We start from the raw sequence: 21,565 nt of genomic DNA on the forward strand, positions 1-21,565 counted from the left end.
AAGCTTGTCCCAGGCCGAAGGCATGGTGGCGACGGCTATTACCGGCCTTGCCGCCATTCCGGTGGCAGAAGCGCAATCGCTCAAGGGCAGCCTGGAACGGCTCGCCGGGGCGATCGCCGCCTTGCGGGCGGCGACCCTGACCATGGATGGCGAAACGGAGAACATGACCGCCCACTACGAGCGAATGCGAGAGGCGACGATCGTCGTCGAACAGGGCATCGCCGATGGGCTGAAGACGCTTGGTGCCCGCGCCACTGACCACCAGGCGCGGGTGAGCAATATTGAGAGTGCCCACCGTATCCTGGATATCCTGCGCAACGGCGAACGGATCATCACCGCCAATGTGGCCAAGGTGCTGGTGACCGGTGATGGGGCGGCCGCCACTGCGGCGAGCAGCGCCTGCGCGGCATTGCCGCCCGTGGTCGAGCAATTGCGCGAGTTGATGGGAGCGCCGCAGGAGGTCGAGACCCTGGGGCAGTTGGCGACGGCGGTCGCTGCCGCCTGCCTGGCGGTCGAGCAGCTTGGCGCGGCACCCAAGCTTCGCGGTGGCGAGGCTTTGCGGCATCTCGGCACCGTTGGGGACGTGGCCGAACGCCTCGAAGTCATGCTGGGTGAAGTGGAGGAGCACGTTGCCCACGAAGCCAGCGACATTCAGGCCGCCACCGGTTTGCTGCAAAATGCGGCCGCATTGTCCAAGCGTTTCGCCGAGCGTGTGGCCACCCTGGAGGCGCAGACGTTGTCGTTTCGCCTGGCACCCTCGGCCGAGGTCGCCAGCGCTGTCGATGCCATCCTCGATGAACTCTCCCGTCTCGCGCGCGTTCTCCCTTCATCGGTAGGGCCGCAGACCGACGCTACGCCCCAGACGGTCAGCGATCAGATCGCCGGCTACCGGGCCGCATTCGCCAGGTTCCATCAGGCGAGCAATGCCTTGAGTGACGCGCGCGACCAAGTTCGCAACGAGGCCCGCAGCGCAGGCCTGTTGGTTGCGCGCTTCGCTGGCCAAGCGCGTTCAGACGCCTTGGTCCACAAGGATCGCGGCATGCTCGCCACGATCATCGCGGGCGCCGTCGCCATTCTGCTGGCCGGTGCCATCGCCTGGAGCACCTCGCGGTTTGTTGCGCAGCCCATCGTTGCCCTGGCCTCGGTCATGCGCCGGCTCGCTGCCGGTGACCTGAGCGCCGAGATCGCCAGCGCCGGGCGCGGCGATGAGATTGGGATCATGACCCGTGCGGTGCGGGTGTTCCAGGAGAATGCTTTGCGCATCCGGGTGCTGGAGGCCGAGGCCGAAGCCGAACGACAGCAGGTCCAGGCCTCTTTGGAGAGAATGGTCGATGAACGGACCGACACGCTGCACCGGCAGACCGAGGTGTTGGAGGCGCAGGCCGTCGAACTCATTCAGGCGCGCAACCAGGCCGAGACGGCTAACCGGGCCAAGAGCGATTTCGTTGCCACGGTCAGTCACGAACTGCGCACCCCCCTGACCCTGATTCTCGCCCCCCTGGAGCAGCTCTCGGCGGTGACCACCCCGCCCGCGGACTGGCGTGTGCAAGTCGAGCGCGCCCAACGCAATGCGCTGCGCTTGATGAGCCGGGTGAATGAGATCCTCGATTTTTCCAAGGCCGAAGCCGGCAAGGTGGAGTTGTTTCCAACGTCCGTTGACTTGAACAAGGCGGTGGGTGTGCTGGCCGAGGATGCCGCGCTGGTGGCGCAGGGCAAAGGCTGCACCTTGACCTGCAGCATCGACGCCGCGCTCGGCACGGTGTTCCTGGACCCCCGACACTTCGAGAAGATCGTGCTTAACCTGGTGAGCAATGCTATCAAGTTCACGCCCGCTGGCGGCACCGTGCACGTGGCCGTGACGCCGATTGATGGCGAGCGATTTGAACTCGCGGTGCAAGACTCGGGGATTGGCATTGCGCCTGACAAACTGCCGTTGTTGTTCCAGCGTTTTTCCCAGATCGACAATTCCGCCACGCGCCATTACAGCGGCACAGGCATTGGTCTGGCCCTGGTCAAGTATCTGGCCGAACGGATGGGGGGCGAAGTTGGCGTCAACAGCGAGCCTGGACGCGGCTCATGCTTCTTTGTGCGACTTCCGCTGGGGGCTGAGCAAAGCATCGTGCCGATCGACGCCAGCAATAGGATGCACGAGCGGTCAGCACCGAGCACCACCGAGCAGCGCTACCTGCGTTTCGACGACGGCCGCCAAGGCAGTCGCGGCGACCCGGCGTCGACGCAAGTCGCAGACGACGAGCCCCACCCGGAACACGCCTTGCGATCCAAAGTACTGGTGGTCGACGACAACCCGGAAATGCTCAGCTACCTCAACGAACTTTTGCGCGACGACTACATTGTCGCCACCGCAGCCGATGGAGAACAGGCCTGGGCAATACTGCAGCGTCGACCCATCGATGTCGTTCTCTCGGACGTGATGATGCCCAAGCTCGACGGCTTTGGCCTGACCGCCAGAATCAAAGCCAGCGCCGGCTTCGCTCATCTGCCCGTGATCCTATTGACCGCCCGCGGCGGCAGCGAGGCCTGCGTCTCCGGGCTGGAGAGTGGCGCCGATGACTATATCGCCAAACCCTTCTCGCCGCTGGAGCTCAAGGCTCGCGTACGCGCGGCCCTGCGCATGAGCCAGGTGCAAGCCGAACTGAGCGCAAAATCCCGTCAGGCGGGCATGGCCGAAATTGCCACTACGGTGCTGCACAACGTCGGCAATGTCCTCAACAGCGTGAACGTATCGGCAGAGCTGGTCAGCGGCCAGATGCGCAACTCCAAAGCCCAGGGCCTGGGCAAGGTGGCTCAACTGATGAACGAACACGTCCATGACCTGAGCGATTTCCTCACCCGAGACAACAAAGGGAAGATGCTGCCCGACTACCTGCTCAAGCTGGCGACAGTGGTGACGGCAGAGCAACAGGGCATCATCGAAGAACTCGGGCAACTCACCAAGGGCATTGACCACATCAAAACCATTGTCGCGGCCCAGCAGTCCTATGCCGTTGCCGTCAGTGTCGTCGAGACAATCGCGATCTCGGAATTAATCGATGACGCCTTGCGCATGAGTGCCGGACCACGGGGGCGTCAGGAGGTGACGGTGGTCAAGGAGATTACCGACTTGCCCCTGCTGTCGCTGGACCGGCACCGAGTGCTGCTGATCCTGATGAACCTGATCAGAAACGCCAAGCAGGCGTTGGACGGCGTGATCGATCGCAGCCCGGCCATCACGTTCAACGCCTCTGTTACGGACGGGCCAGTATTGCGTATCACGGTGGCCGACAACGGCAACGGGATTACGCCAGAGCATCTGGTGCGCATCTTTTCCCATGGCTTCACGACGCGCCAGGACGGTCACGGTTTCGGCCTGCACAGCTGCGCGCTCGCTGCGCAGGAAATGGGTGGCAGCTTGACCGTGCGCAGCGACGGGGCTGGGCAAGGCGCAACCTTCATCCTCGATGTCCCCCTTGATGCCCAGCAGAGTAAGGGATGAACACTGAATCGGCGCATCTGGCTGGTCGATGAGGTATCGCTGACGCGGTTGATGAGGGGCGAGTTGGCCGCGGTCCCGACACCACCCGGACTCACGACGCGCAGCAACGGCGCCGCTGCTGCGACTCGAGTGTTACTGCGCTTGCAGTTGTGCCCATTAACGGCGCACCCCTTGAGCTATTTGGTAGCACCGCGCCTTGACCCCATGCGCCAGGCTGACGCGGGTTTTCCGGCGATTTCTGCCAAATCAATCACTTGACGCGTAACCGAAGAATTGGCACGCATCCTGCTTTTTTGTATTCGTGGATAATTGGATACAAAAATTCAAAAGGTGCTGTCCGATGCAATTTGCCTCCGCTTACGTTGACCGCCAGCCCCTCACCGCCGAGGAGGAGGCCTACAGTTTTCTGCTCAATGCCATTTGCAACGGCCGTTATCGCAAGGGTGATCGCCTGATTGCAGAGGACATTGCCACCGAGCTCGGGATGAGCCGCATGCCGGTACGCGAGGCTTTTCGCCGCCTGGACGCGCAGGGCCTGGTGACCCTGCGGCCCAACCGTGGCGCGGTCGTCAGCGGCGTGGATATCGATGAATTGCACGAAGTGTTTGAAATGCGCAGCGCCCTCGAAGGCCTGGCGGTGCGCGTTGCCACCAGCCGTATCGGCGAACGCCAACTGGCGGCGCTGGAGCGCCTGCTGGACGAGATGGACGATTACCGCGACGACAGCGCCGAGTGGGTCAGCCGCCACCGTGCCTTCCATGAATTGCTCTGCAGCCTCAGCGGGCGTCCGCGCTTGATGAAGCAGATCTCGGCGCTGTACTCGCTGGTCGAGGCGCCTATGCGGTTGTGGTTGCAACACGGTGACAAACCGCTCAGCGCACGCCAGGAGCACGCGGTGATCCTCGATGCCATCCGTGCCGGGGATGCCGCCCGTGCCGAAGCGGTGGTGCGCGAACACATCGAAGGCACCGTGCCGGCGCTGATTCAATTCCTGCAATCGGAAAAATAGAAGCGGGCCCAAGCCCGACTGTGTTTTGACATTGAGTCCTGCCCCCGTTGTTCAACGAACTGGAGTGTCTGGTCATGCATAAACGCCGCGCCTTGCTGGTGGCTGTAACCCTGGGTCTCTGCACGCAAGGGGCGTTTGCCGCGCCCCAGGTGCCGGAGCGCCTGCAGAAAGTCGATAAGCTCACGTATTGCTCGGGGATGGATTCACCGCCCCTGGTGTCCTTCGACGAAAACCAGAAACCGCGCGGGCTCACCGTCGACCTGGGCCTGGAAATTGCCAAGCGCCTGGGTGACAAGCCGGTGCAGTGGCGGGTGATTCCGTTCTCCGGGCTGGTCCCGGCGCTGCTCGCCCAGCAGTGCGACATGATCGTCGACCAGCTGTTCGACAAGCCTGAGCGGCGGCAGGTCATCGACATCGTCAACTACATGTATTCCAGCCAGTCGGTGGTGGTCCCCAAGGGCAACCCCAAGGGCATCAAGGCGCTGGATGACTTGTCCGGGCACAAGGTGGCGGTGCTCAACGGCTCCACCATCAAGACCCTGCTCGATACCCAGAATGAAAGCCTGGCCAAGGCCGGCAAGCCACCGATGAAGCTGGTGGTCTACAACACCGACACCGATGCATTCCAGGCGCTGCGCATCAACCAGGTCGACGCCTACGGCACCACCGTGGAAACCGCCGGGTACTACGCGGCGATGGCGCCGGAGCTGTTCCAGGAAGGCGTACCGGCCTTCAGTCGCATCCTCACCGGCCTGGGGATTCGCAAGGATGACCCGCAACTGACCGCCGCCGTGCAGCAGGTGATCAGTGATATGCGCAGTGACGGCAGCTATGGGCAATTGCTGAACAAATGGCATGTCAGCAGCGACACACTCGACTGAGGTTTGCCAGCGATGAATTTCAATTGGGATGTGTTCTGGCAGTACCTGTTGCAGCCGAGCGGGGTGTACCTCACCGGGCTCTGGCTGACCTGCCTGATCAGCGTGCTGGCGATGGCGCTCGGTTGTGTCCTGGGGCTGGCGGCCGCGCTGCTGCGCTTGTCGAAAAACCCGCTGTTGCACCTGCCGGTGCGTTTTTATGTGTGGTTGATGCGCGGTACGCCGTTGCTGGTGCAGATCGTCTTTCTCTACACGGCCTTGGCGGCGGGCGGCATCTTCCGCTTTGAGGACATTGCGCTGTTCGGCCTGGTCGTGCCCGGCAATATCCAGGCGGCGATCATTGCCCTGGGTCTCAATGAAGGGGCGTACATGGCCGAGATCATCCGCGCCGGCATCGGTGCGGTGGACAAGGGCCAGTATGAAGCCGGGCGCTCCCTGGGCATGCCGTTCGCCAAGCTGATGCGCCGCATCGTGTTGCCTCAGGCGTTCCGGGTGATCGTGCCGCCGCTGGGCAACGAGTTCAATGTGATGCTCAAGAACACCACCCTGGTCAGTGTGATTGGCGTGCAAGAGTTGCTGCTCAGCACCCAGATGATCACCTCGGCGACCTTTCGTGTATTCGAGCTGTACCTGGTGGTCGCGCTCTACTTCTTGACGCTGACGACCCTGTGGGGCTTTTTCCAGCGCTGGCTGGAGACGCGTTTCAGCCAGTCCGATCGGCCTGCCGCACCGCCGCCGGCATCCAGCCGCATGTTCGGCCGCAGCACCCTGAAATTGCTGAGGGGACGTTAACCATGGCGCACCAAAGTGAAGAACTGATCATCGAAGCCCTGGATATCCACAAATCGTTCGGCACGCTGCAGATTCTCAAGGGGATTTCGTTGCAGGTGCGACGCGGCGAGGTGGTGGTGCTGATTGGCGCCTCCGGTTCCGGCAAGACCACTTTTATCCGCTGCATCAACCTGCTGGAAGACATCCAGGCTGGACGCATCCGCGTCAACGGCCGCGCCATGGGCTATCGCGAGCGCAGCGACGGCAGCCTGGTGCGCGATTCGGAGCGCAACATCGCCCGGCAACGTCGCGACATCGGCATGGTGTTCCAGCGCTTCAACCTGTTCCCCCATATGACTGCCCTGGAAAACATCATCGAAGCCCCGATCCAGGTGCTCGGCGTACCGCGTGCCGAGGCGCTGGAACAGGCTCATGGCTTGCTGGCACGGGTCGGGCTGGCGGACAAGGCCAGCCATTACCCCTCGATGCTTTCCGGTGGCCAGCAGCAACGGGTCGCGATTGCCCGTGCCCTGGCAATGAAACCCCAGGCCATGTTGTTCGACGAACCCACCAGCGCGCTCGACCCGGAAACCGTCGGCGAAGTCCTGCAGGTCATGAAGACGCTGGCCGAAGAGGGCATGACCATGGTGGTGGTCACCCATGAAATGGGCTTTGCCCGTGAAGTGGCCGACCGTGTGGTGGTGCTCGATCAGGGGGAGCTCATCGAACAAGGCCCGCCGGAGCAGATTTTCAGCCACCCCAGCCACCCGCGTACCCGGGCCTTTCTCAGCCGCGTGTTATGACCCTTGCAAGGAAAATCACCATGCGTTTATCACGTTTGTTTGCGGCTCTGTGCTGTGCCGCCCTTGTCCCCGTGACCCAGGCCGCCGAGTCGGTGGTGAAGGTCTATAACTGGTCCGATTACATCGGCCCCGACACCGTGAAGAACTTCGAGAAAGACAGCGGCATCAAGGTGCAGTACGACATTTTCGACACCAACGAAATGCTCGAAGCCAAGTTGCTTTCCGGGCACTCGGGGTATGACGTGGTCGTGCCGTCCAGCCAGTTCCTGTCCAAGCAGATTCGCGCCGGCGCCTACCAGCCGCTGCAACGCGCGCTGCTGGATAACTGGAAGCACCTCGACCCGCGCCTGATGCAACGCCTGGAAGCCGCCGACCCCGGCAACCGCTACGCCGTGCCGTATATGTGGGGCACCGTGGGCATCGGCTACAACGCAGAAAAAGTGCGCGCCGTGCTGGGCAAGGACGTGGTGCTGGACTCGTGGTCGATGGTCTTCGAGCCTGGCAACCTGGCCAAGCTGAAAAGTTGCGGCGTGGCCTTCCTCGATGCGCCGGTGAAGATCATTCCCCAGGTCATGCTCTACCTGGGCCTGGACCCCAACAGCGTCAAGCCCGACGACTACAAGCAAGCCTCCAAACGCCTGATGGCGCTGCGGCCGTCGGTGACCTACTTCAACTCGTCGAAATACACCGCTGACCTGGCCAACGGCGATATCTGCGTGGCCGTCGGTTATTCCGGCGACGTGATGCAGGCTCAGAGCCGGGCCAAGGACGCCGGTAAAAACATCGACATCCGCTACCTGATGCCCAAGGAAGGCGTGAACCTGTGGTTCGACATGCTGGCGATTCCCAAGGACGCCGGTAACACAGCCAACGCCCACGCCCTGATCAACTACCTGCTGCGTCCCGACGTGATCGCGCCGATCAGCGACTACGTCGGCTACGCCAACCCGAACAAGGACGCCACGCCGCTGATGGACCCCAAGGTCAGCGGTAACCCGGGGATCTACCCCGGCGATGACGTCATCAGCCACACCTTTGTCTCCGCCGACCTGCCGGAAAACATCCAGCGCCTGATGACCCGGGAATGGAACCGGATCAAATCCGGCCAATAAATCGAAGAGCCTTTGCCATGTTGAAATTTTCTGCTCACGAGTACCCCTATCCATCGCAACGCCAGTGCGTGTTCGCGCGTCGCGGTATGGTCGCCGCATCCCAGCCCCTGGCCGCCCAGGCGGGTATCGAGATCATGCAAAAGGGCGGCAATGCCATCGACGCGGCGATTGCCACGGCGGCGGCGCTCACGGTGGTGGAGCCCACCGGCTGCGGCCTGGGCGGCGATGCCTTTGCCTTGGTGTGGTGCAAGGGCCAGTTGCACGGCCTGAACGGCAACGGCCACGCGCCGGCCGCCTTGAGTATCGACGCGGTCAAGGCCGCGGGGCACGATCGGATGCCGCTGTACGGCTGGACCCCGGTCACCGTGCCCGGCTGCCCGTCGGCCTGGGCGGAGCTGTCGCAACGCTTCGGCAAGCTGCCGTTTGCCGAGCTGCTGCAACCGGCCATCAGCCTGGCGCGTGATGGTTTCCCGCTGTCGCCGGTGGTTGCCCATCAATGGCAGATCGCGCTGGATGAATTCACCCCCCATCGCGACCCGGTGCTGGACGCCTGGTTCGATACCTTCCTGATCGACGGCCGCGCGCCTCGGGCAGGGGAGATCTTCCGCAACCCGGCCCAGGCGCGCACCCTGGAAGAACTCGCCACCAGCCGTTGCGAAAGCCTGTATCGCGGCGCCCTGGCCGCACGCCTGGATGCCCATTCGCGGGCCAGCGGTGGCTACTTGCGCGCCAGTGATCTCAAGGATTACCGCGCGCAGTGGGTGGACCCGATCCACATCAACTACCGTGGCGTGGACGTGTGGGAAATCCCACCGAGCGGCCAGGGCATGGTGGCGCTGATGGCGCTGAAAATCCTCGAAGGCTTCACCTTTGATCACCGCGACAGCCAACAGACCTGGCACCGCCAGCTCGAGGCGATGAAGCTCGCCTACAGCGACGGCCTGCACTACATCACCGACCCTCTGCATATGCGCGTGGCAGTCGCCGACCTGCTCAGCGACGACTACAGCGCGCGCCGCCGCGCGCAGATCGGCGAACAGGCACAGCCGCCCAAACCCGGTGACCCGCACGCCAGCGGCACGGTGTACCTGGCCACGGCGGACGCTGAAGGCAATATGGTCTCGTTCATCCAGAGCAACTACCACGGCTTCGGCTCCGGCGTGGTGCTGCCCGACAGTGGCATTGCGCTGCAGAACCGTGGGCAGGAATTCAGCCTCGACCCGGCCCACGCCAACTGCCTGGCCGCGGGCAAGAAAACCTTCCACACCATCATCCCCGGCTTCCTCACCAAGGACGGCCAAGCCCTTGGCCCGTTCGGCGTGATGGGCGGCTATATGCAGCCCCAGGGCCACGTGCAGATGGTGATGAACCTGGTGGACTTCGGCCTCAACCCCCAGGCCGCGCTGGATGCGCCACGCTGGCAATGGCTGGGCGACATGAAGGTCGGCATCGAGCAGGGCGCCTCCCGTGACTTGGCCAATGCCCTGGCCCGGCGTGGGCATCACGTGCAGATCGCCAGCGACCTGACCGACTACGGGCGTGGGCAAATCATCCTGCGCGACCCGGTCAGCGGGGTGCTCTGCGCAGGCACTGAACCGCGGGCGGACTCCCATATTGCCGTGTGGTAACCGCCTGGCGCAGCCCTCGTCTGAGCATGTCGCGGCGACTCGTAGCGGGTCGTCGAGGCTTTCCTATGGCACGGGCTTTCGGCCCAGATTGCCCGGCAGCGGCATCCTCCGCAGCCGGCAATCCGCTGGGATTCAAAGGCGGTGGAATTAGCGTTTCTTGATAAAAAGTTTTATTGACTAAAATAAAATATCGGGTAATTATTTCCCTGCATCTGCTTTCATGCAGAGTCATCTTCAGGGTTATCCCGATGAGTCATACACCCCCGTCTTTTCTTGCGACTCTTTACATCGAGGCCACTGAGTCGCCCTCGGCCAATCGCATCACCCCCCAGCTGATGCAGGGCTTCCCCGCCGAACCCAAACACCGAGTCACGTGGCACAACTGGATGCGCGCACCCTTCAGCCAGTGGGGCTTCCGTCATCTGGCGCGGCTGCGTCCCACCATCGATGTGGCGGCGGGTCCAGGGCCTGCCGGTCAGCTCAAGGAAGCGCCCAACGCGCTGGATCAGCTGTGTTTCGACAGCGAATGCGGGTTGAGCATCAGTGTTATCGAACACCTTGTCGCCAGCCAGACCGACGCCTTTCTGGTGCTGCAGGGCGACACGGTGTTGTTCGAGCGCTACTTCAACGGTCAGCGTGCGGATGACCGGCACATCATGTTCTCGGTGACCAAGTCGCTGATCGGCACCCTTGGTGAACAGCTGGTTTCCAACGGCACGCTCAAGCCCGAGCTGTCCGTCGCGTACTACGTGCCTGAGCTGGTGGGCAGTGCGTTTGGCGATGCCACGGTGCGTCAGTTGTTCGATATGGCGGTGGGCATCGACTACAGCGAGGTGTATGACGACCCCAGCTCTGAGAGCTCGCAGTATGGTTATGCCTGCGGCTTTCAACCGGCACCGGCGCAGTACGCCCAGTTCGACTCGTTGTACCAGTACTTGCCGTCTCTCAAGAAGCGCGGCAGCCACGGTGGTTTTTTCCATTACGTGACCGCAACCACCGAAGCCTTGGCATGGGTCATGGAACGTGCCTCGGGCAAGGCCTGCAGTCAGATGCTGGAAGAGATCTGGGTTCGCCTGGGATGCGACCGCGACGGTTATTTCATGGCCGATCCCTGGGGCCGTAACGTGGCCGGGGCGGGCTTCAGCGCAACCTTGAGAGACATGGCACGTTTCGGCCGCCTGCTGGCCAACGACGGTCGCCAGGACGGCGTTGAGCTGCTGTCGCCCGAGACCGTGGCCCGTATCGCCGCCGGCGCTGATCCTGCGGTCTACGCGCAAAATGCCGAGTTCTCGAGCTGGACGCCGGGTGCGTCCTATCGCAGCCAGTGGTACGTGTTCAACGACCACAGCCAAGCCCTGATGGCTGGGGGCATCCACGGCCAATACCTGTTTATCGACAAGCCGTCCGGCGTGGTGATCGTCAAGCAATCGTCGCTCACCGATGCGGTCAGCCCGTTCGATAACGACAGCGTGCGCATGCTGCGCGCGATCGCCGCGCAACTGAGTCACTGACCCACGCCTAAAAAATAAGAGTTTTGCGTTCTATTCACTTGGCTTGCCCAGGTGTTGGCGGCGCTCTGCGTCGCCATTGACTGCCCTGTAACAACAATAATTCCACAGGAGCTTCTTATGGTTTTCACCAAGCGTTTTTCCCGAGCGCTGTTAGCGCTCGGCTTACCCCTGACCAGTCATGTCGCGTTGGCGGGCTACACCTTTGAGGACGGCGATCTCAAGGGTGAAGTCAATCTCACGGTGGGCGGGGCGACGCTGTTTACCCGTGGCGTCAACTTCGGCAGCGGCCAGGTCGATGCGCGCAACGGCAAAAACGGCGGGGCCAGGATCAACTGGCAAGAGGTCTACGTAAAACCGGGGGTCAAACTCGAGTATGCGCTGCAACCGGATTTCAGCCTGCTGGCGGGCGGTTCCCTGGTGGGCGCGAGCACGTTTGGCGATGGCGATGCGGGGGGCTTCAGCCGCAGCTCCGACGGCAAGGTCGCTGCCGAAGAACTCTACGGCGGTTTTCGCGCCGGCGAATGGAAGTTCACCGCCGGCCGCCAGAACTACATGATCGGTACGGGGTTCATCGTCATGGACGGTAACCTCGACCAATACAAGGATGGCGCCTACTGGCTCGGCCCGCGAACCGCGTTCAAGGATTCGGCGATCCTCGCCTGGGATCATGGCGCGCTGAAGTCCCAGGCCTTCACCTTGCGCACCGATGATGACTTGGGCGATTTCCGCATGACCGGCGTCAACCTCGATTACAACCTCGATGACCAGGTGACGCTCGGCGCCATGGCCATGAAGGTCAATGCCCTTGGCCCCCGAGGCAGCACGCTCCCGCGCCGTCGGGACGGCATGCAGGTGTACAACCTGCGGGCGCTCAACGCCAAGGTGCCCGGCGTACAGGCGCTGACGCTGAATGCCGAGTACGCGCTGGAGCGCGGCAGCGGCGAGGGGGTCGACTACGATGCCAACGCCTGGTACGCCCAGGCCGACTACGCCTTCAGCACCGTGCCGCTGACGCCGGTCCTCGGCTACCGCTACGCGAGCTTTTCCGGCGACGACAACCTCACCGACAACCGGCAGAAAGCCTGGGATTCGCTGAGTAAAGGCTTCGTCGACTGGAGCACATGGCTGGTCGGGGACGTGGTCGGCAACTACCTGCTGTTCAACAGCAACGAAAACGTCCAGCAGTTCTCCCTCAAGACCCACCTCAACGAAACCCTGACCCTCGGCGCGATTCACTACCAGTTCTGGCTGGACGAGAAAAACTACATGGGCGCACCGGTCAGCGATCGGCGCTTTGCTGACGAAAGTGTGGTTTTCCTCGACTGGACGCCCACGCCGTCGTTCTATACGTCGCTGTCCTACAACTGGGTCAAGCCACTGGCCGCCGCCAAACAGGTATTCGGCGATGACCAGACGTTCAGTGCGCTGGAACTGTATTTCACCTATCGCTATTAAGTGCCGCGAGCCATCGTGGCCGCGCTGGAGTGTTTGGATCATGAACAGGTTTTTGCGTAATACCTTGCTGGGCACTGTCACTTCGTTGCTGATCAGTGGTTTTTGCCTGGCTGAAGAGCGGACGGTACGGATCTACAATTGGATCGAATACCTGCCGCCCGAAGTGCTCAAGAGCTTCCAGGACGAAACCGGCATTCGTCCGATTTACGATGTGTTCGACAGTTCCGAAACCATGGAGTCCAAGCTGCTGACGGGCAACTCCGGGTATGACGTGGTGTTCCCCGGCACCGCCAACCTGGGGCACTTGATCACCGCCGGAGCGGTGCAGCCACTGGACCGCAAGCAGTTGCCGAACTGGCAGCACTTGGACCCGCAGTTCATGCAATCCCTGGAAGCGGTGGGTGACACCGGCAACCGCTACGCCGCGCCTTACCTCTGGGGCACCACATTGATCGGCTACAACGTCGACAAGGTGCGCAAAGCCCTGGGCCCCGACGTGCAGATGAACAGTTGGGACATCATCTTCAACGAAGAAAACCTCGCCAAGCTCGCCAGCTGCGGGGTCGGCTTCCTCGACGCCGGCAACGAGATCCTGCCGATTGCCTTGCACTACAAGGGCCTCGACCCCAATAGCCAGAAGCGCGAGGACTATGTGCAGGCTCAGGCCGCAATGATGAAGATTCGCCCTTACATCACCTACTTCAACTCGTCGCGCTACGGCATGGACCTGGCCAACGGTGATATCTGTGTGGGCGTGGGCTGGTCCGGCGGTGTCGCGCTGGCCAAGCAATTGGCGGATGCCGCTGGCAAGGGCGTCAAGGTCGAGATGGCATTGCCCAGGGAAGGCGCGCCGATGTGGTCGGATGTGATGATGATCCCAGCCAATGCGCCCGACCTTGCAGAGGCTCATGTGTTCATCAATTACATCCTGCGCCCGGACGTGATTGCGCGCATCAGCAACAAAATCGGCTATCCCAACCCGAACAAGGACGCCACCGCGCTGGTGGACGCCAGCATCCGTAACAACCCCAACATGTATGTGCCGGAGCCCGCGCGCAAGACCCTGTTCGCCCTGGAGCCGATCCCGGCTGCGGTGGAACGCATCCGTACCCGCACCTGGACCGCCATCAAGAGCAACCGCTGATCAGTGTGACCCTAATGCCAGGCAGTTAATTTTTTTTGTAGGAGCGAGGGGGACGCCTAGTTCTTGCTCGCGAAAAACCCACAGGCGCCGCGTTCATTCAGGAGGCACGCGTCATCGTTGAGGTTTTTCGCGAGCAAGCTCGCTCCTACAGAAGGCGCTGTACGCTTAACTGACGGGCATTAGGGCTTGCTCCGCTCACTGCAGAGTTATGTGTCAGCCTTAAGATTTGTGTAGATACCTATGCTGTCAGGCCTGCATTCCGTAGAACAGCAACTCGGTGATACGCCTGACCTGGGTAGAGTGCGCGTCGATATCCGGGTGTTCCTGGTTCACCAGCCGAAACAACTGCAGGTGGGAGTAGTCGTTCAGCAGGAACGCGGCCAACTCCACATCGAGTTGCGGGCGCAGCTTGCCGGCCCGTTGCAGTTCCCGCAGCAGCTCGCTGATTTCGGCCCTGAGCGCATCGTTCATGGCCCGATAACCTTCGGGCAGTTCATTGCTGCCACCGAACAGGATCAATGGCAGCAGTTCGCGCCACAGGCTGGGGTGCATGACTTCCAAGGCATAACCCGTCAGCAGCCGTTCCAAGTGGCACAGCGCCTCGACCGGATCCTCTATTTCCCGGATCAGGCTGCGCGTGTCAGTGATGGCGCGTTGATCGGCGTGGTGCAGGATTTCCAGGATGATTTCCTGCTTGTTGCCGAAGTACTTGAACACCGTGGGCGGCGACACCCCGGCCTGGCTGGCGATCTGTTCGATGGTGGTGTTCTGGAAACCCTGGCGCTCGAACAGTTCGATCGCCGCCTTGCTGATGGCTTGCCGGCGTTCGGCTTTCTGACGTTCACGCAGTCCGCTCACGGGAGGTCCTTGTCACGAGTAAAAAGAGGGGCACCAGGCGCTTGTCGGCCGGGTATCCCTGCAAAATACTTAATTGGGTAAAGCTTTTAAAGCTCTAATTGCCATTCAAGGCGCCTGCCGCCGATGTTTCTTCAGGCGGTAGGCAAATTGCGCCCGGCTCAGTCCCACGAGCCTGGCCGCAGCGGCCAGGTTGCCTGCGTTCTGTTGCAGCGCCTCATTGATCAGGCGCGATTCCAGGCCCTCGATGGAAAACCCCTGTTCCAGTTGGCCAAGCGTATCCAACAGTGCAGGGCGGGGCATTTGCCCGGTGTTTGACAGGCTGCCGTGATCGTCCAGGCCATAGGGATCGGCCGGCATCGGCTCGTTGCGAAACAGGTGCACCAGGTCGATGGCCTGGCCTTCGTTACTGGCGATCAGGCCGCGCTCGATCAGGTTTTGCAGCTCGCGCACATTGCCCGCGAAGTCGTAGCGCAGCAACACCTTCAGGGCGCGCATGGTCAGGCCCACGGGGGTGCGCGCATATTCCTGGCAGAAGCGCGTCAGAAACGCGTTGATCAACAGCGGGATGTCATCGCGGCGTTCCCGCAGGGGCGGCAGGGCAATGGGGTAGACATTCAGCCGGTAGAACAGGTCTTCGCGAAACGTACCGTCAGCGACCGCTTTGCGCAGGTCAAGGTTGGTAGCGGCCACCACCCGCACATCCACCTTGATGCCGCGCACGCCGCCGACCCGTTCGATCTCGCGCTCCTGCAAGGCCCGCAGCAGTTTGCTTTGCCCGGTCAGGCTGAGGCTGGTGATTTCATCCAGAAACAGTGTCCCGCCCTGGGCTCGCTCGAAACGTCCGGGACGTGAGTGTGTCGCGCCGGTATACGCCCCACGTTCGACACCGAAGAGTTCGGCTTCGATCAGGTTATCCGGGATGGCCGCGCAATTGAGCGCCACGAACGGGCTGTCACGGCGACAGCTGAGCTGGTGCAACTGGCGTGCGAACATCTCCTTACCCACCCCTGACTCACCGCTGATCAGCACGGTGGCGGGCGTCAGCGCGACGCGTTGCAGCGCCTGCATCGCGGCATTGAACGCGGCACTGGCGCCCACCAACGGCGGTGGCTGGCTGCCGCTGGCACGGTTGCCCATTGCGCTATCGAGCGTAGGGGCGGCGGCGGGGCGGGTGACGGTCTGGGACACATTCAGGTAGCGCAGGTCCTGCTCGACGTCGCCCCATTGCTCGGCCGTCTTGCCGATCACCCGGCAACTTCGGTGGCCCATGCCGCGGCACTCCACTTCGCGGAAAATCACCATTTGCCCGAAAAGGCCACTGACGAAACCGATGGCATAGCCCGTTTCTGTCCAGCACACCGGATCCTGACCGATGCCATAGGCACCTACATGTTCGTCGGCTTCGCATGAGTGGTGCCAGAGAAATTCGCCTTCGTAGAAGCCTGAGTCGGCGTCGAACTTGAAGTGCAGGGGCTCGACCTTGGTCATGCCTTCCAGGGTGTGCAGATGTGTGCCGGCGCGAAACACGGCAGCGGCATCCGCCTGTGGCCAGCGTTCGCGGATCAGCCGGGCATCCCGCGCACCGGACGCGTAGCCGGCACGGGTGAACAGGCCGCGCGCCTGTTCCAGCCCCAGGCGCTCGATGACCTCCCTGCGCAGGGCACCAAACGACGAGCTGTGCAGCAACAACATACGTTGATCGTTGAGCCAGATCCGCCCGTCTTCGGGAGAAAAGAACAGGCAGTCGGTCAGTTCCGCCGGCGTCGGTGAACTGCTGTCGCTGAGTTGGCGGCTATCGCCCCTCGGATGGTAAGACGCGGTGGCCACCCGGTCGTCGGGCAGCGCGCTGTGGGGATTAGTCATTGTTATGCCCCTGCAAAGCGAGTGAACGATATGAGCAACTGCGAAGATAGTTATTAAACATAACCTTATCAATTGAACAAGTGCCAGCGGCCTGGTTTTTACCGCCGCGCTGCGGGGTGTCCATGGGCCGTGCGTGGCAACCCTTGGTCCAGAGCCTTCGGCGCGTTATGTCAGCGCCAGGGTGTGCAAGCGGCACAGCCTTTGCTCAAGGCTTGATGCGGCGTTTGCACCGTGTGCAGGCGATGACAATTACAAGAACCGGGAGTTGCCATGTCAGTGTCTGAAACCACCCATTTTCTACAGCGGGCCCTTGAGTCCGAATGCCTGTTCAACGGCGATTGGAGACCCGCTTCGGGAGCCCTGAGCGCGGTGATCGAACCGGCCACCGGCGAGCCGTTGATGCAGTGCGCCATGGCCAACCCGGCCGATATCGCCATCGCTTGCCGGAGTGCGGCCCTGGCGCAGCCGGCATGGGCCGCCCTCGGCCCACGGGAACGCGCCGAGGTGTTTCGCAAGGCGGCGGACCTGGCTCAGCAGTCCTTTGCCGAACTGGCGCTGTACGTCGCGCGGGAAACCGGCGGCGCGCTGTTCAAGGGCGAACACGAGGTGCGCGAGGCCATTGTGCTGCTGCATCAGGCGGCGGGGCTGTTGTCCCAACCCCATGGGCTGGTGCTGCCCAGTGCGGCCGGTCGCCTGTCTTACGCCCGGCGTCAGCCCCATGGCGTGGTCGGGGTGATTTCACCGTTCAATTTCCCCCTGGTGCTGTCGCTGCGCTCGGTGGCGCCGGCCCTGGCTGCGGGGAATGCGGTGGTGCTCAAGCCCGATCCACAGACGCCGGTCAGCGGTGGTTTTATCATCGCCCGGCTGTTTGAAGAGGCGGGTTTGCCCAAGGGGCTGTTGCACGTATTGCCCGGTGCCGCGCCGGCGGGTGAAGCGCTGTGCCGCGACCCGAATGTGCGGATGATCGCGTTCACCGGTTCCACGGCGGCCGGGCGCAAAGTCGCCGAGGTGGCCGGGCGGCATCTGAAAAAGGTCGCGCTGGAACTGGGCGGCAAAAACCCCCTGATCGTTCTTGAAGACGCTGATCTGGACCTGGCCGCGAGCAACGCAGCCTGGGGCGCCTGGCTGCACCAGGGGCAGATCTGCATGGCGACCGGCTTGATTCTCGCCCATGAATCCATCGCCGAACGCCTCACGCGCAAGTTGGTGGACAAGGCCCGGGCACTGACCGTGGGCAATGCCGCGCGAGGTGAAGCCGCACTCGGTCCGTTGATCAATCAACGGCAATTGCAGCGCGTCCACGAGATTGTCAGCGACAGCCTGCAGGCCGGCGCGCGGTTGGAGGCGGGCGGCGAATACGACCGGTTGTTCTATCAGCCCACCGTACTCAGTGGTGTGCGTCCAGGCATGCGCGCCTTCGAGGATGAAATTTTCGGCCCGGTGGCGACGGTCGTCAGTTTTACCACCGACGAGGAGGCCATCGAACTGGCCAACCGCACCGAGTACGGCCTCTCGGCGGCCATCATCTCGCCGTCGGTCGGGCGCGCCATGGCCATCGGCGAGCGGCTCGACTGCGGCCTGCTGCACATCAACGACCAGACCGTGGCCGACGAATGCATCAACCCTTTCGGTGGGCGCGGTGCCTCCGGCAATGGCGGCAGCGTGGGCGGGCCGGCCGACTGGGACGAATACAGCCAGTGGCAATGGGTCACGGTGAAAAATACGCCGCCGACCTATCCCTTCTGAGCCCCGGCCCATGGGGTTGAAACACGCATGCCTATACAAAAACAAGAGGGCTTGAACATGAACCTGCACAACAAAACCTTGATCGTCACCGGTGTCGCTTCCGGCATTGGCGCCGAGCTGGCACGGCTCGCGCGTTTCCAGGGGGCGACGGTGATCGGTGTCGATCGCCATGCACCGCAACTGACCCTGGATGGCTTCTTCCAGGCCGACCTGGGCGATCCGGCCAGCATCGATGCGCTGGTGACGCGCCTGCCGGCGCGCGTCGATGGGCTGTGCAACATCGCCGGCGTGCCCGGTACGGCGCCGGTGCAAACGGTGGCCGAGGTCAATTACCTGGGGTTGCGGCATCTCACCCAAACGCTGCTGCCACGCATGCCGGCGGGCGGCAGCATCGTCAATGTCGCCTCGGTCCTCGGTGCGCAATGGCCGCAACGCCTGGAACTGCACAAGGCCCTGGCCGCGACGCACAGCTTCGAGGCCGGGCAGCAGTGGCTGGCGGCCAATCCGGTGGAGCAGGCCAGCTGTTACCAGTACTTCAAGGAAGCGCTGATCGTGTGGAGCTTCCAGCAATCCCAGGGCTGGTTTCGTGATCACTCGGTACGTATCAACTGCGTCGCGCCGGGGCCGGTGTTCACCCCGATTCTCGGCGATTTCGTCAGCATGCTCGGGCCGGAGCGGGTGGCCGCGGACAACCAGCGCATGACCCGCCCGGCCCTGGCCGATGAGGTGGCCGCGGTGATCGCCTTCCTCTGCTCGGACGCTGCGCGCTGGGTCAACGGGGTCAACCTGCCGGTGGATGGTGGGTTGGCGGCGACCTACGTGTAAAGGTTGCAACGGCGGTAAACCCCGGCGCGGATCCACCGTGCCGGGGGTCTTGAACAACAACAAAAATACAGGACATACAAGATGCTCAAGCCTATCTTGCGGGCGGTTGCGGCCATGACTTTTGTCGCACTGACATCGACTGCACACGCTTACGATTTGCCCGGACTCAACCTGGGCAGCACCAGTTTCTACGACGGCTCACCGGCCCCGGCCGGCCCGGGCTGGTACCTGGAGGAATACCTGACGTACTCCCGGGCCAGCCGCTTCAATGATGCCAACGGCCACAAGCTGGCATTGCCCAAGCAGGACGTGGAAGTGGTGGCGCCTACCACCCAGATCATCTACCTCGGCCAACCCCTGGCCAATGGTGCGATGCCAGGATTCACCCTGATCAACACCTCCCTGGCCCACGTGGATGTCGACGATGGGTTGAACAATGCGGCGCTGAGTTCGCGGGCTGGCTTTGGTGATGTGATTGTGGGGCCCTTCCTGCAACTGCCGACCCTGAGCCGCGCCGATGGCAGCCCACTGCTGACCCAACGTGTCGAAGCCGATATCTCGGTGCCGGTGGGGGCCTATGACCGCAAGCGCTCGATCAACCCCGGCAGCAACTTCTGGTCATTCAACCCGTATTACGCGGCGACGTACTGGTTCAACCCGCAGTGGTCGGCGAGCGGGCGTTTCATGTACCTGTGGAATGGCAAGAATGATGACCCGCAGGCCGGCTTTGGGGATGTTTCCGATACCCAGGCCGGCCAGGCGTTGCATGCCAACCTGACGCTGCAATATGCCTTGAGCCAGCAACTGAGCGTGGGGGTGAACGGCTACTGGTTGAAGCAGATCACCGACACCAAGGTCGATGGGCACGCCGTGAGCGGGCGTCGGGAGAAGGTCTGGGCCATGGGCCCAGGCCTGGTCTATGCCTTCAACAAGGAGAACGTGCTGTCGGTGAACGCTTACTTCGAGCAGCAGGCTGAGAACCGCACGCAGGGCAACAAGCTGGTGCTCAACTGGCTGCACAAGTTCTAGGCCTTGGTGTGCCCGGCCGCTGCCGGGGTGGGCAGGTTCAGTGGCGCCGTACGCACCATCACACTGATGATGGTCAGTGCGGCGATCACTACGCCGGGGGAGGTCGCCAGCAGTACCCCGGCGGTGCCGGCGCCAGCGGCAAGCAGTTGCCCGGCCGCCAGCGGCCCGGCTACCGAACCCAGGCGGCCGACGGCCACCGCTGCACCGACACCGGTGGCGCGCACCGAGGTGGGGTAGGAGGGCGGTGCCGACGCGTACAGCACCAACTGCGCGGCCATGACGAACAGGCCGGCGGCAAACCCGGCAATGGCCATGGGCACGATGCCCACCGACAACCCGACCCCTGCCAACGCCGCCAGCAACCCGGCATACACGGCCAGCACCACTTTGACGGCATTGCACCGGTCCAGCAGCACGCCACCGAGCAGCGAACCCAGGGCGCCGCCGATATTGAAGAGCATCTGCACCATGCCCGCCTGGGGTTTGCTGAAACCTTGCTCCAGCAACAGCGACGGCAGCCAGTTCAGCAGCATGTACATCACGGTCAGGGTGAAGAAGTAGCTGAGCCACAAGGCCAGTGTGGTGCGGGCGCGACCTTCGCCGAACAGCGCCTGGCCGGTGGAGGGGCGGGCGCCGGGGGTGTTGTCGCGCTGTTGGCGAAAGGCGGTGGATTCAGGCAGCAACAGGATCATCAACGGCACGGCGAGCAAGGGGGCCAGGCCGCCGATGATGAAGGTGGTCTGCCAGTGTTCACTGGAAAACATCGCCACCACGGCCGCCAATGCGCCACCCAACGGTACGCCGCAGTACATGACGCTGATGGCGGTACCACGGTTGCGTTCGCTGACCGCTTCGGCGCACAGCGCGATCAGGTTGGGCAGCGCGGCGCCCAACCCCAGGCCGGTGAGAAAACGCACCAACAGCAGGTTCGGGTAGCTTTCCACAAACGCAGTGCTCAGGGAGAACAGGCCGAACAGCAGCACGGCGATCACCAGGATTTTCTTGCGCCCGATGCGGTCAGCGACCCAACCACCGAAGAACGCCCCCGGCAGCAGGCCAATGATCCCGATGCTGAATACCCAGCCGAGCATCTTCGGGTCCAGGGCAAAACTCTGGCGCAATCCTGCGGCAGCGGTTCCGGCGGCCTGCAGATCGAACCCCTCGATCAGCGCAACGATAAAGCACAACGCGATAGTCAGCGTCGAACGACGCGATGGACTGTCCATGGGCAAACCTCATTGTTGTTTTTGTTGTGGTGGCAAGCACGAATGGCTGCTGGTGATTAAGATAACAAAGATAACTAAAAAATGAATGGCGGATGAAAAGTGCCAAAATCAATAAATAAGTACTTTAAATACAGGTAGTTGTGGTTCGTATCTGTACTCGACTTAAAAATAGATAGCTTTATTAATGTTCGATTATCGGTCATTCGCAGTTGAC

At 62.6% G+C, this 21,565-nt stretch carries 15 protein-coding genes and 3 pseudogenes; 15 read left to right on the forward strand and 3 right to left on the reverse strand.

Annotated elements, in window-relative coordinates; translation table 11 throughout:
• Positions 1–1,039: 1,039 nt before the first annotated feature.
• The 12 genes and pseudogenes from QU606_RS32975 to QU606_RS14735 form a co-directional block, all read left to right on the forward strand.
• Positions 1,040–2,089 (forward strand): annotated as a pseudogene (locus QU606_RS32975) (sensor histidine kinase); the annotation flags it as partial.
• Positions 2,090–2,296: 207 nt separating this feature from the next.
• Positions 2,297–2,632, forward strand: a pseudogene (locus QU606_RS32980) (response regulator transcription factor); the annotation flags it as partial.
• A gap of 519 nt (positions 2,633–3,151) precedes the next feature.
• A pseudogene (locus tag QU606_RS32985) lies at positions 3,152–3,493 on the forward strand (ATP-binding protein); the annotation flags it as partial.
• Positions 3,494–3,833: 340 nt separating this feature from the next.
• Positions 3,834–4,502: a GntR family transcriptional regulator gene (locus QU606_RS14695; RefSeq protein ID WP_024074597.1), complete on the forward strand. Its 669-nt coding sequence runs from the start codon at positions 3,834–3,836 to the stop codon at positions 4,500–4,502.
• Between the two features lie 74 nt (positions 4,503–4,576).
• A complete protein-coding gene (locus QU606_RS14700) occupies positions 4,577–5,383 on the forward strand; it encodes an ABC transporter substrate-binding protein (protein WP_024074598.1) in 807 nt (268 codons plus the stop codon).
• A 12-nt stretch (positions 5,384–5,395) separates the two neighbouring features.
• A complete protein-coding gene (locus QU606_RS14705; protein ID WP_024074599.1) occupies positions 5,396–6,172 on the forward strand; it encodes an amino acid ABC transporter permease in 777 nt (258 codons plus the stop codon).
• Positions 6,173–6,174: 2 nt separating this feature from the next.
• A complete protein-coding gene (locus tag QU606_RS14710; RefSeq protein WP_024074600.1) occupies positions 6,175–6,954 on the forward strand; it encodes an amino acid ABC transporter ATP-binding protein in 780 nt (259 codons plus the stop codon).
• A 20-nt stretch (positions 6,955–6,974) separates the two neighbouring features.
• A complete protein-coding gene (locus tag QU606_RS14715; protein WP_024074601.1) occupies positions 6,975–8,066 on the forward strand; it encodes a polyamine ABC transporter substrate-binding protein in 1,092 nt (363 codons plus the stop codon).
• Positions 8,067–8,083: 17 nt separating this feature from the next.
• Positions 8,084–9,694: a gamma-glutamyltransferase family protein gene (locus QU606_RS14720; RefSeq protein WP_024074602.1), complete on the forward strand. Its 1,611-nt coding sequence runs from the start codon at positions 8,084–8,086 to the stop codon at positions 9,692–9,694.
• Between the two features lie 248 nt (positions 9,695–9,942).
• Positions 9,943–11,205: a serine hydrolase gene (locus tag QU606_RS14725; protein WP_304998506.1), complete on the forward strand. Its 1,263-nt coding sequence runs from the start codon at positions 9,943–9,945 to the stop codon at positions 11,203–11,205.
• Between the two features lie 117 nt (positions 11,206–11,322).
• A complete protein-coding gene (locus QU606_RS14730; RefSeq protein ID WP_304998507.1) occupies positions 11,323–12,660 on the forward strand; it encodes a hypothetical protein in 1,338 nt (445 codons plus the stop codon).
• 40 nt (positions 12,661–12,700) lie between these two features.
• Positions 12,701–13,804: a polyamine ABC transporter substrate-binding protein gene (locus tag QU606_RS14735; RefSeq protein ID WP_150056082.1), complete on the forward strand. Its 1,104-nt coding sequence runs from the start codon at positions 12,701–12,703 to the stop codon at positions 13,802–13,804.
• A 246-nt stretch (positions 13,805–14,050) separates the two neighbouring features.
• Here the strand turns inward: QU606_RS14735 and QU606_RS14740 are convergent, their stop codons facing one another.
• Positions 14,051–14,662, reverse strand: a complete 612-nt coding sequence (locus QU606_RS14740) for a TetR/AcrR family transcriptional regulator (RefSeq protein WP_024074607.1) — start codon at positions 14,660–14,662, stop codon at positions 14,051–14,053.
• A gap of 105 nt (positions 14,663–14,767) precedes the next feature.
• Complete coding sequence (locus QU606_RS14745; RefSeq protein WP_304998508.1) at positions 14,768–16,525, reverse strand: sigma-54-dependent Fis family transcriptional regulator; 1,758 nt, start codon at positions 16,523–16,525, stop codon at positions 14,768–14,770.
• Positions 16,526–16,795: 270 nt separating this feature from the next.
• On the opposite strand from QU606_RS14745, the gene QU606_RS14750 reads away from it, so the two are divergent.
• The 3 genes from QU606_RS14750 (at position 16,796) to QU606_RS14760 (ending at position 20,125) form a co-directional block, all read left to right on the forward strand.
• A complete protein-coding gene (locus QU606_RS14750; protein WP_150054496.1) occupies positions 16,796–18,271 on the forward strand; it encodes a benzaldehyde dehydrogenase in 1,476 nt (491 codons plus the stop codon).
• A gap of 57 nt (positions 18,272–18,328) precedes the next feature.
• The gene (locus tag QU606_RS14755) at positions 18,329–19,096 is read left to right on the forward strand and encodes a coniferyl-alcohol dehydrogenase (protein ID WP_069076181.1); all 768 of its coding nucleotides are present in this window, start codon (positions 18,329–18,331) and stop codon (positions 19,094–19,096) included.
• Positions 19,097–19,177: 81 nt separating this feature from the next.
• On the forward strand, positions 19,178–20,125 hold the full coding sequence (locus tag QU606_RS14760) for a transporter (protein WP_193690441.1): 948 nt from the start codon (positions 19,178–19,180) through the stop codon (positions 20,123–20,125).
• Here the strand turns inward: QU606_RS14760 and mhpT are convergent.
• Positions 20,122–21,351, reverse strand: coding sequence for a 3-(3-hydroxy-phenyl)propionate transporter MhpT (mhpT, locus tag QU606_RS14765; protein WP_277378382.1), 1,230 nt, complete (start codon positions 21,349–21,351; stop codon positions 20,122–20,124). The two genes, QU606_RS14760 and mhpT, sit on opposite strands and share 4 nt — an antisense overlap.
• Positions 21,352–21,565 lie beyond the last annotated feature (214 nt).

The organism is Pseudomonas sp. OVF7 (genome assembly GCF_030644265.1).
Classification (GTDB): domain Bacteria; phylum Pseudomonadota; class Gammaproteobacteria; order Pseudomonadales; family Pseudomonadaceae; genus Aquipseudomonas; species Aquipseudomonas gorinensis.

Excerpts from the sequence above, each read along its gene's own strand:
- QU606_RS14695 (WP_024074597.1), top strand. The coding sequence starts at position 3,834 with ATGCAATTTGCCTCCGCTTACGTTGACCGCCAGCCCCTCACCGCCGAG.
- QU606_RS14700 (WP_024074598.1), top strand. The coding sequence starts at position 4,577 with ATGCATAAACGCCGCGCCTTGCTGGTGGCTGTAACCCTGGGTCTCTGC.
- QU606_RS14705 (WP_024074599.1), top strand. The coding sequence starts at position 5,396 with ATGAATTTCAATTGGGATGTGTTCTGGCAGTACCTGTTGCAGCCGAGC.
- QU606_RS14710 (WP_024074600.1), top strand. The coding sequence starts at position 6,175 with ATGGCGCACCAAAGTGAAGAACTGATCATCGAAGCCCTGGATATCCAC.
- QU606_RS14715 (WP_024074601.1), top strand. The coding sequence starts at position 6,975 with ATGCGTTTATCACGTTTGTTTGCGGCTCTGTGCTGTGCCGCCCTTGTC.
- QU606_RS14720 (WP_024074602.1), top strand. The coding sequence starts at position 8,084 with ATGTTGAAATTTTCTGCTCACGAGTACCCCTATCCATCGCAACGCCAG.
- QU606_RS14725 (WP_304998506.1), top strand. The coding sequence starts at position 9,943 with ATGAGTCATACACCCCCGTCTTTTCTTGCGACTCTTTACATCGAGGCC.
- QU606_RS14730 (WP_304998507.1), top strand. The coding sequence starts at position 11,323 with ATGGTTTTCACCAAGCGTTTTTCCCGAGCGCTGTTAGCGCTCGGCTTA.
- QU606_RS14735 (WP_150056082.1), top strand. The coding sequence starts at position 12,701 with ATGAACAGGTTTTTGCGTAATACCTTGCTGGGCACTGTCACTTCGTTG.
- QU606_RS14745 (WP_304998508.1), bottom strand. The coding sequence starts at position 16,525 with ATGACTAATCCCCACAGCGCGCTGCCCGACGACCGGGTGGCCACCGCG.
- QU606_RS14750 (WP_150054496.1), top strand. The coding sequence starts at position 16,796 with ATGTCAGTGTCTGAAACCACCCATTTTCTACAGCGGGCCCTTGAGTCC.
- QU606_RS14755 (WP_069076181.1), top strand. The coding sequence starts at position 18,329 with ATGAACCTGCACAACAAAACCTTGATCGTCACCGGTGTCGCTTCCGGC.
- QU606_RS14760 (WP_193690441.1), top strand. The coding sequence starts at position 19,178 with ATGCTCAAGCCTATCTTGCGGGCGGTTGCGGCCATGACTTTTGTCGCA.
- mhpT (WP_277378382.1), bottom strand. The coding sequence starts at position 21,351 with ATGGACAGTCCATCGCGTCGTTCGACGCTGACTATCGCGTTGTGCTTT.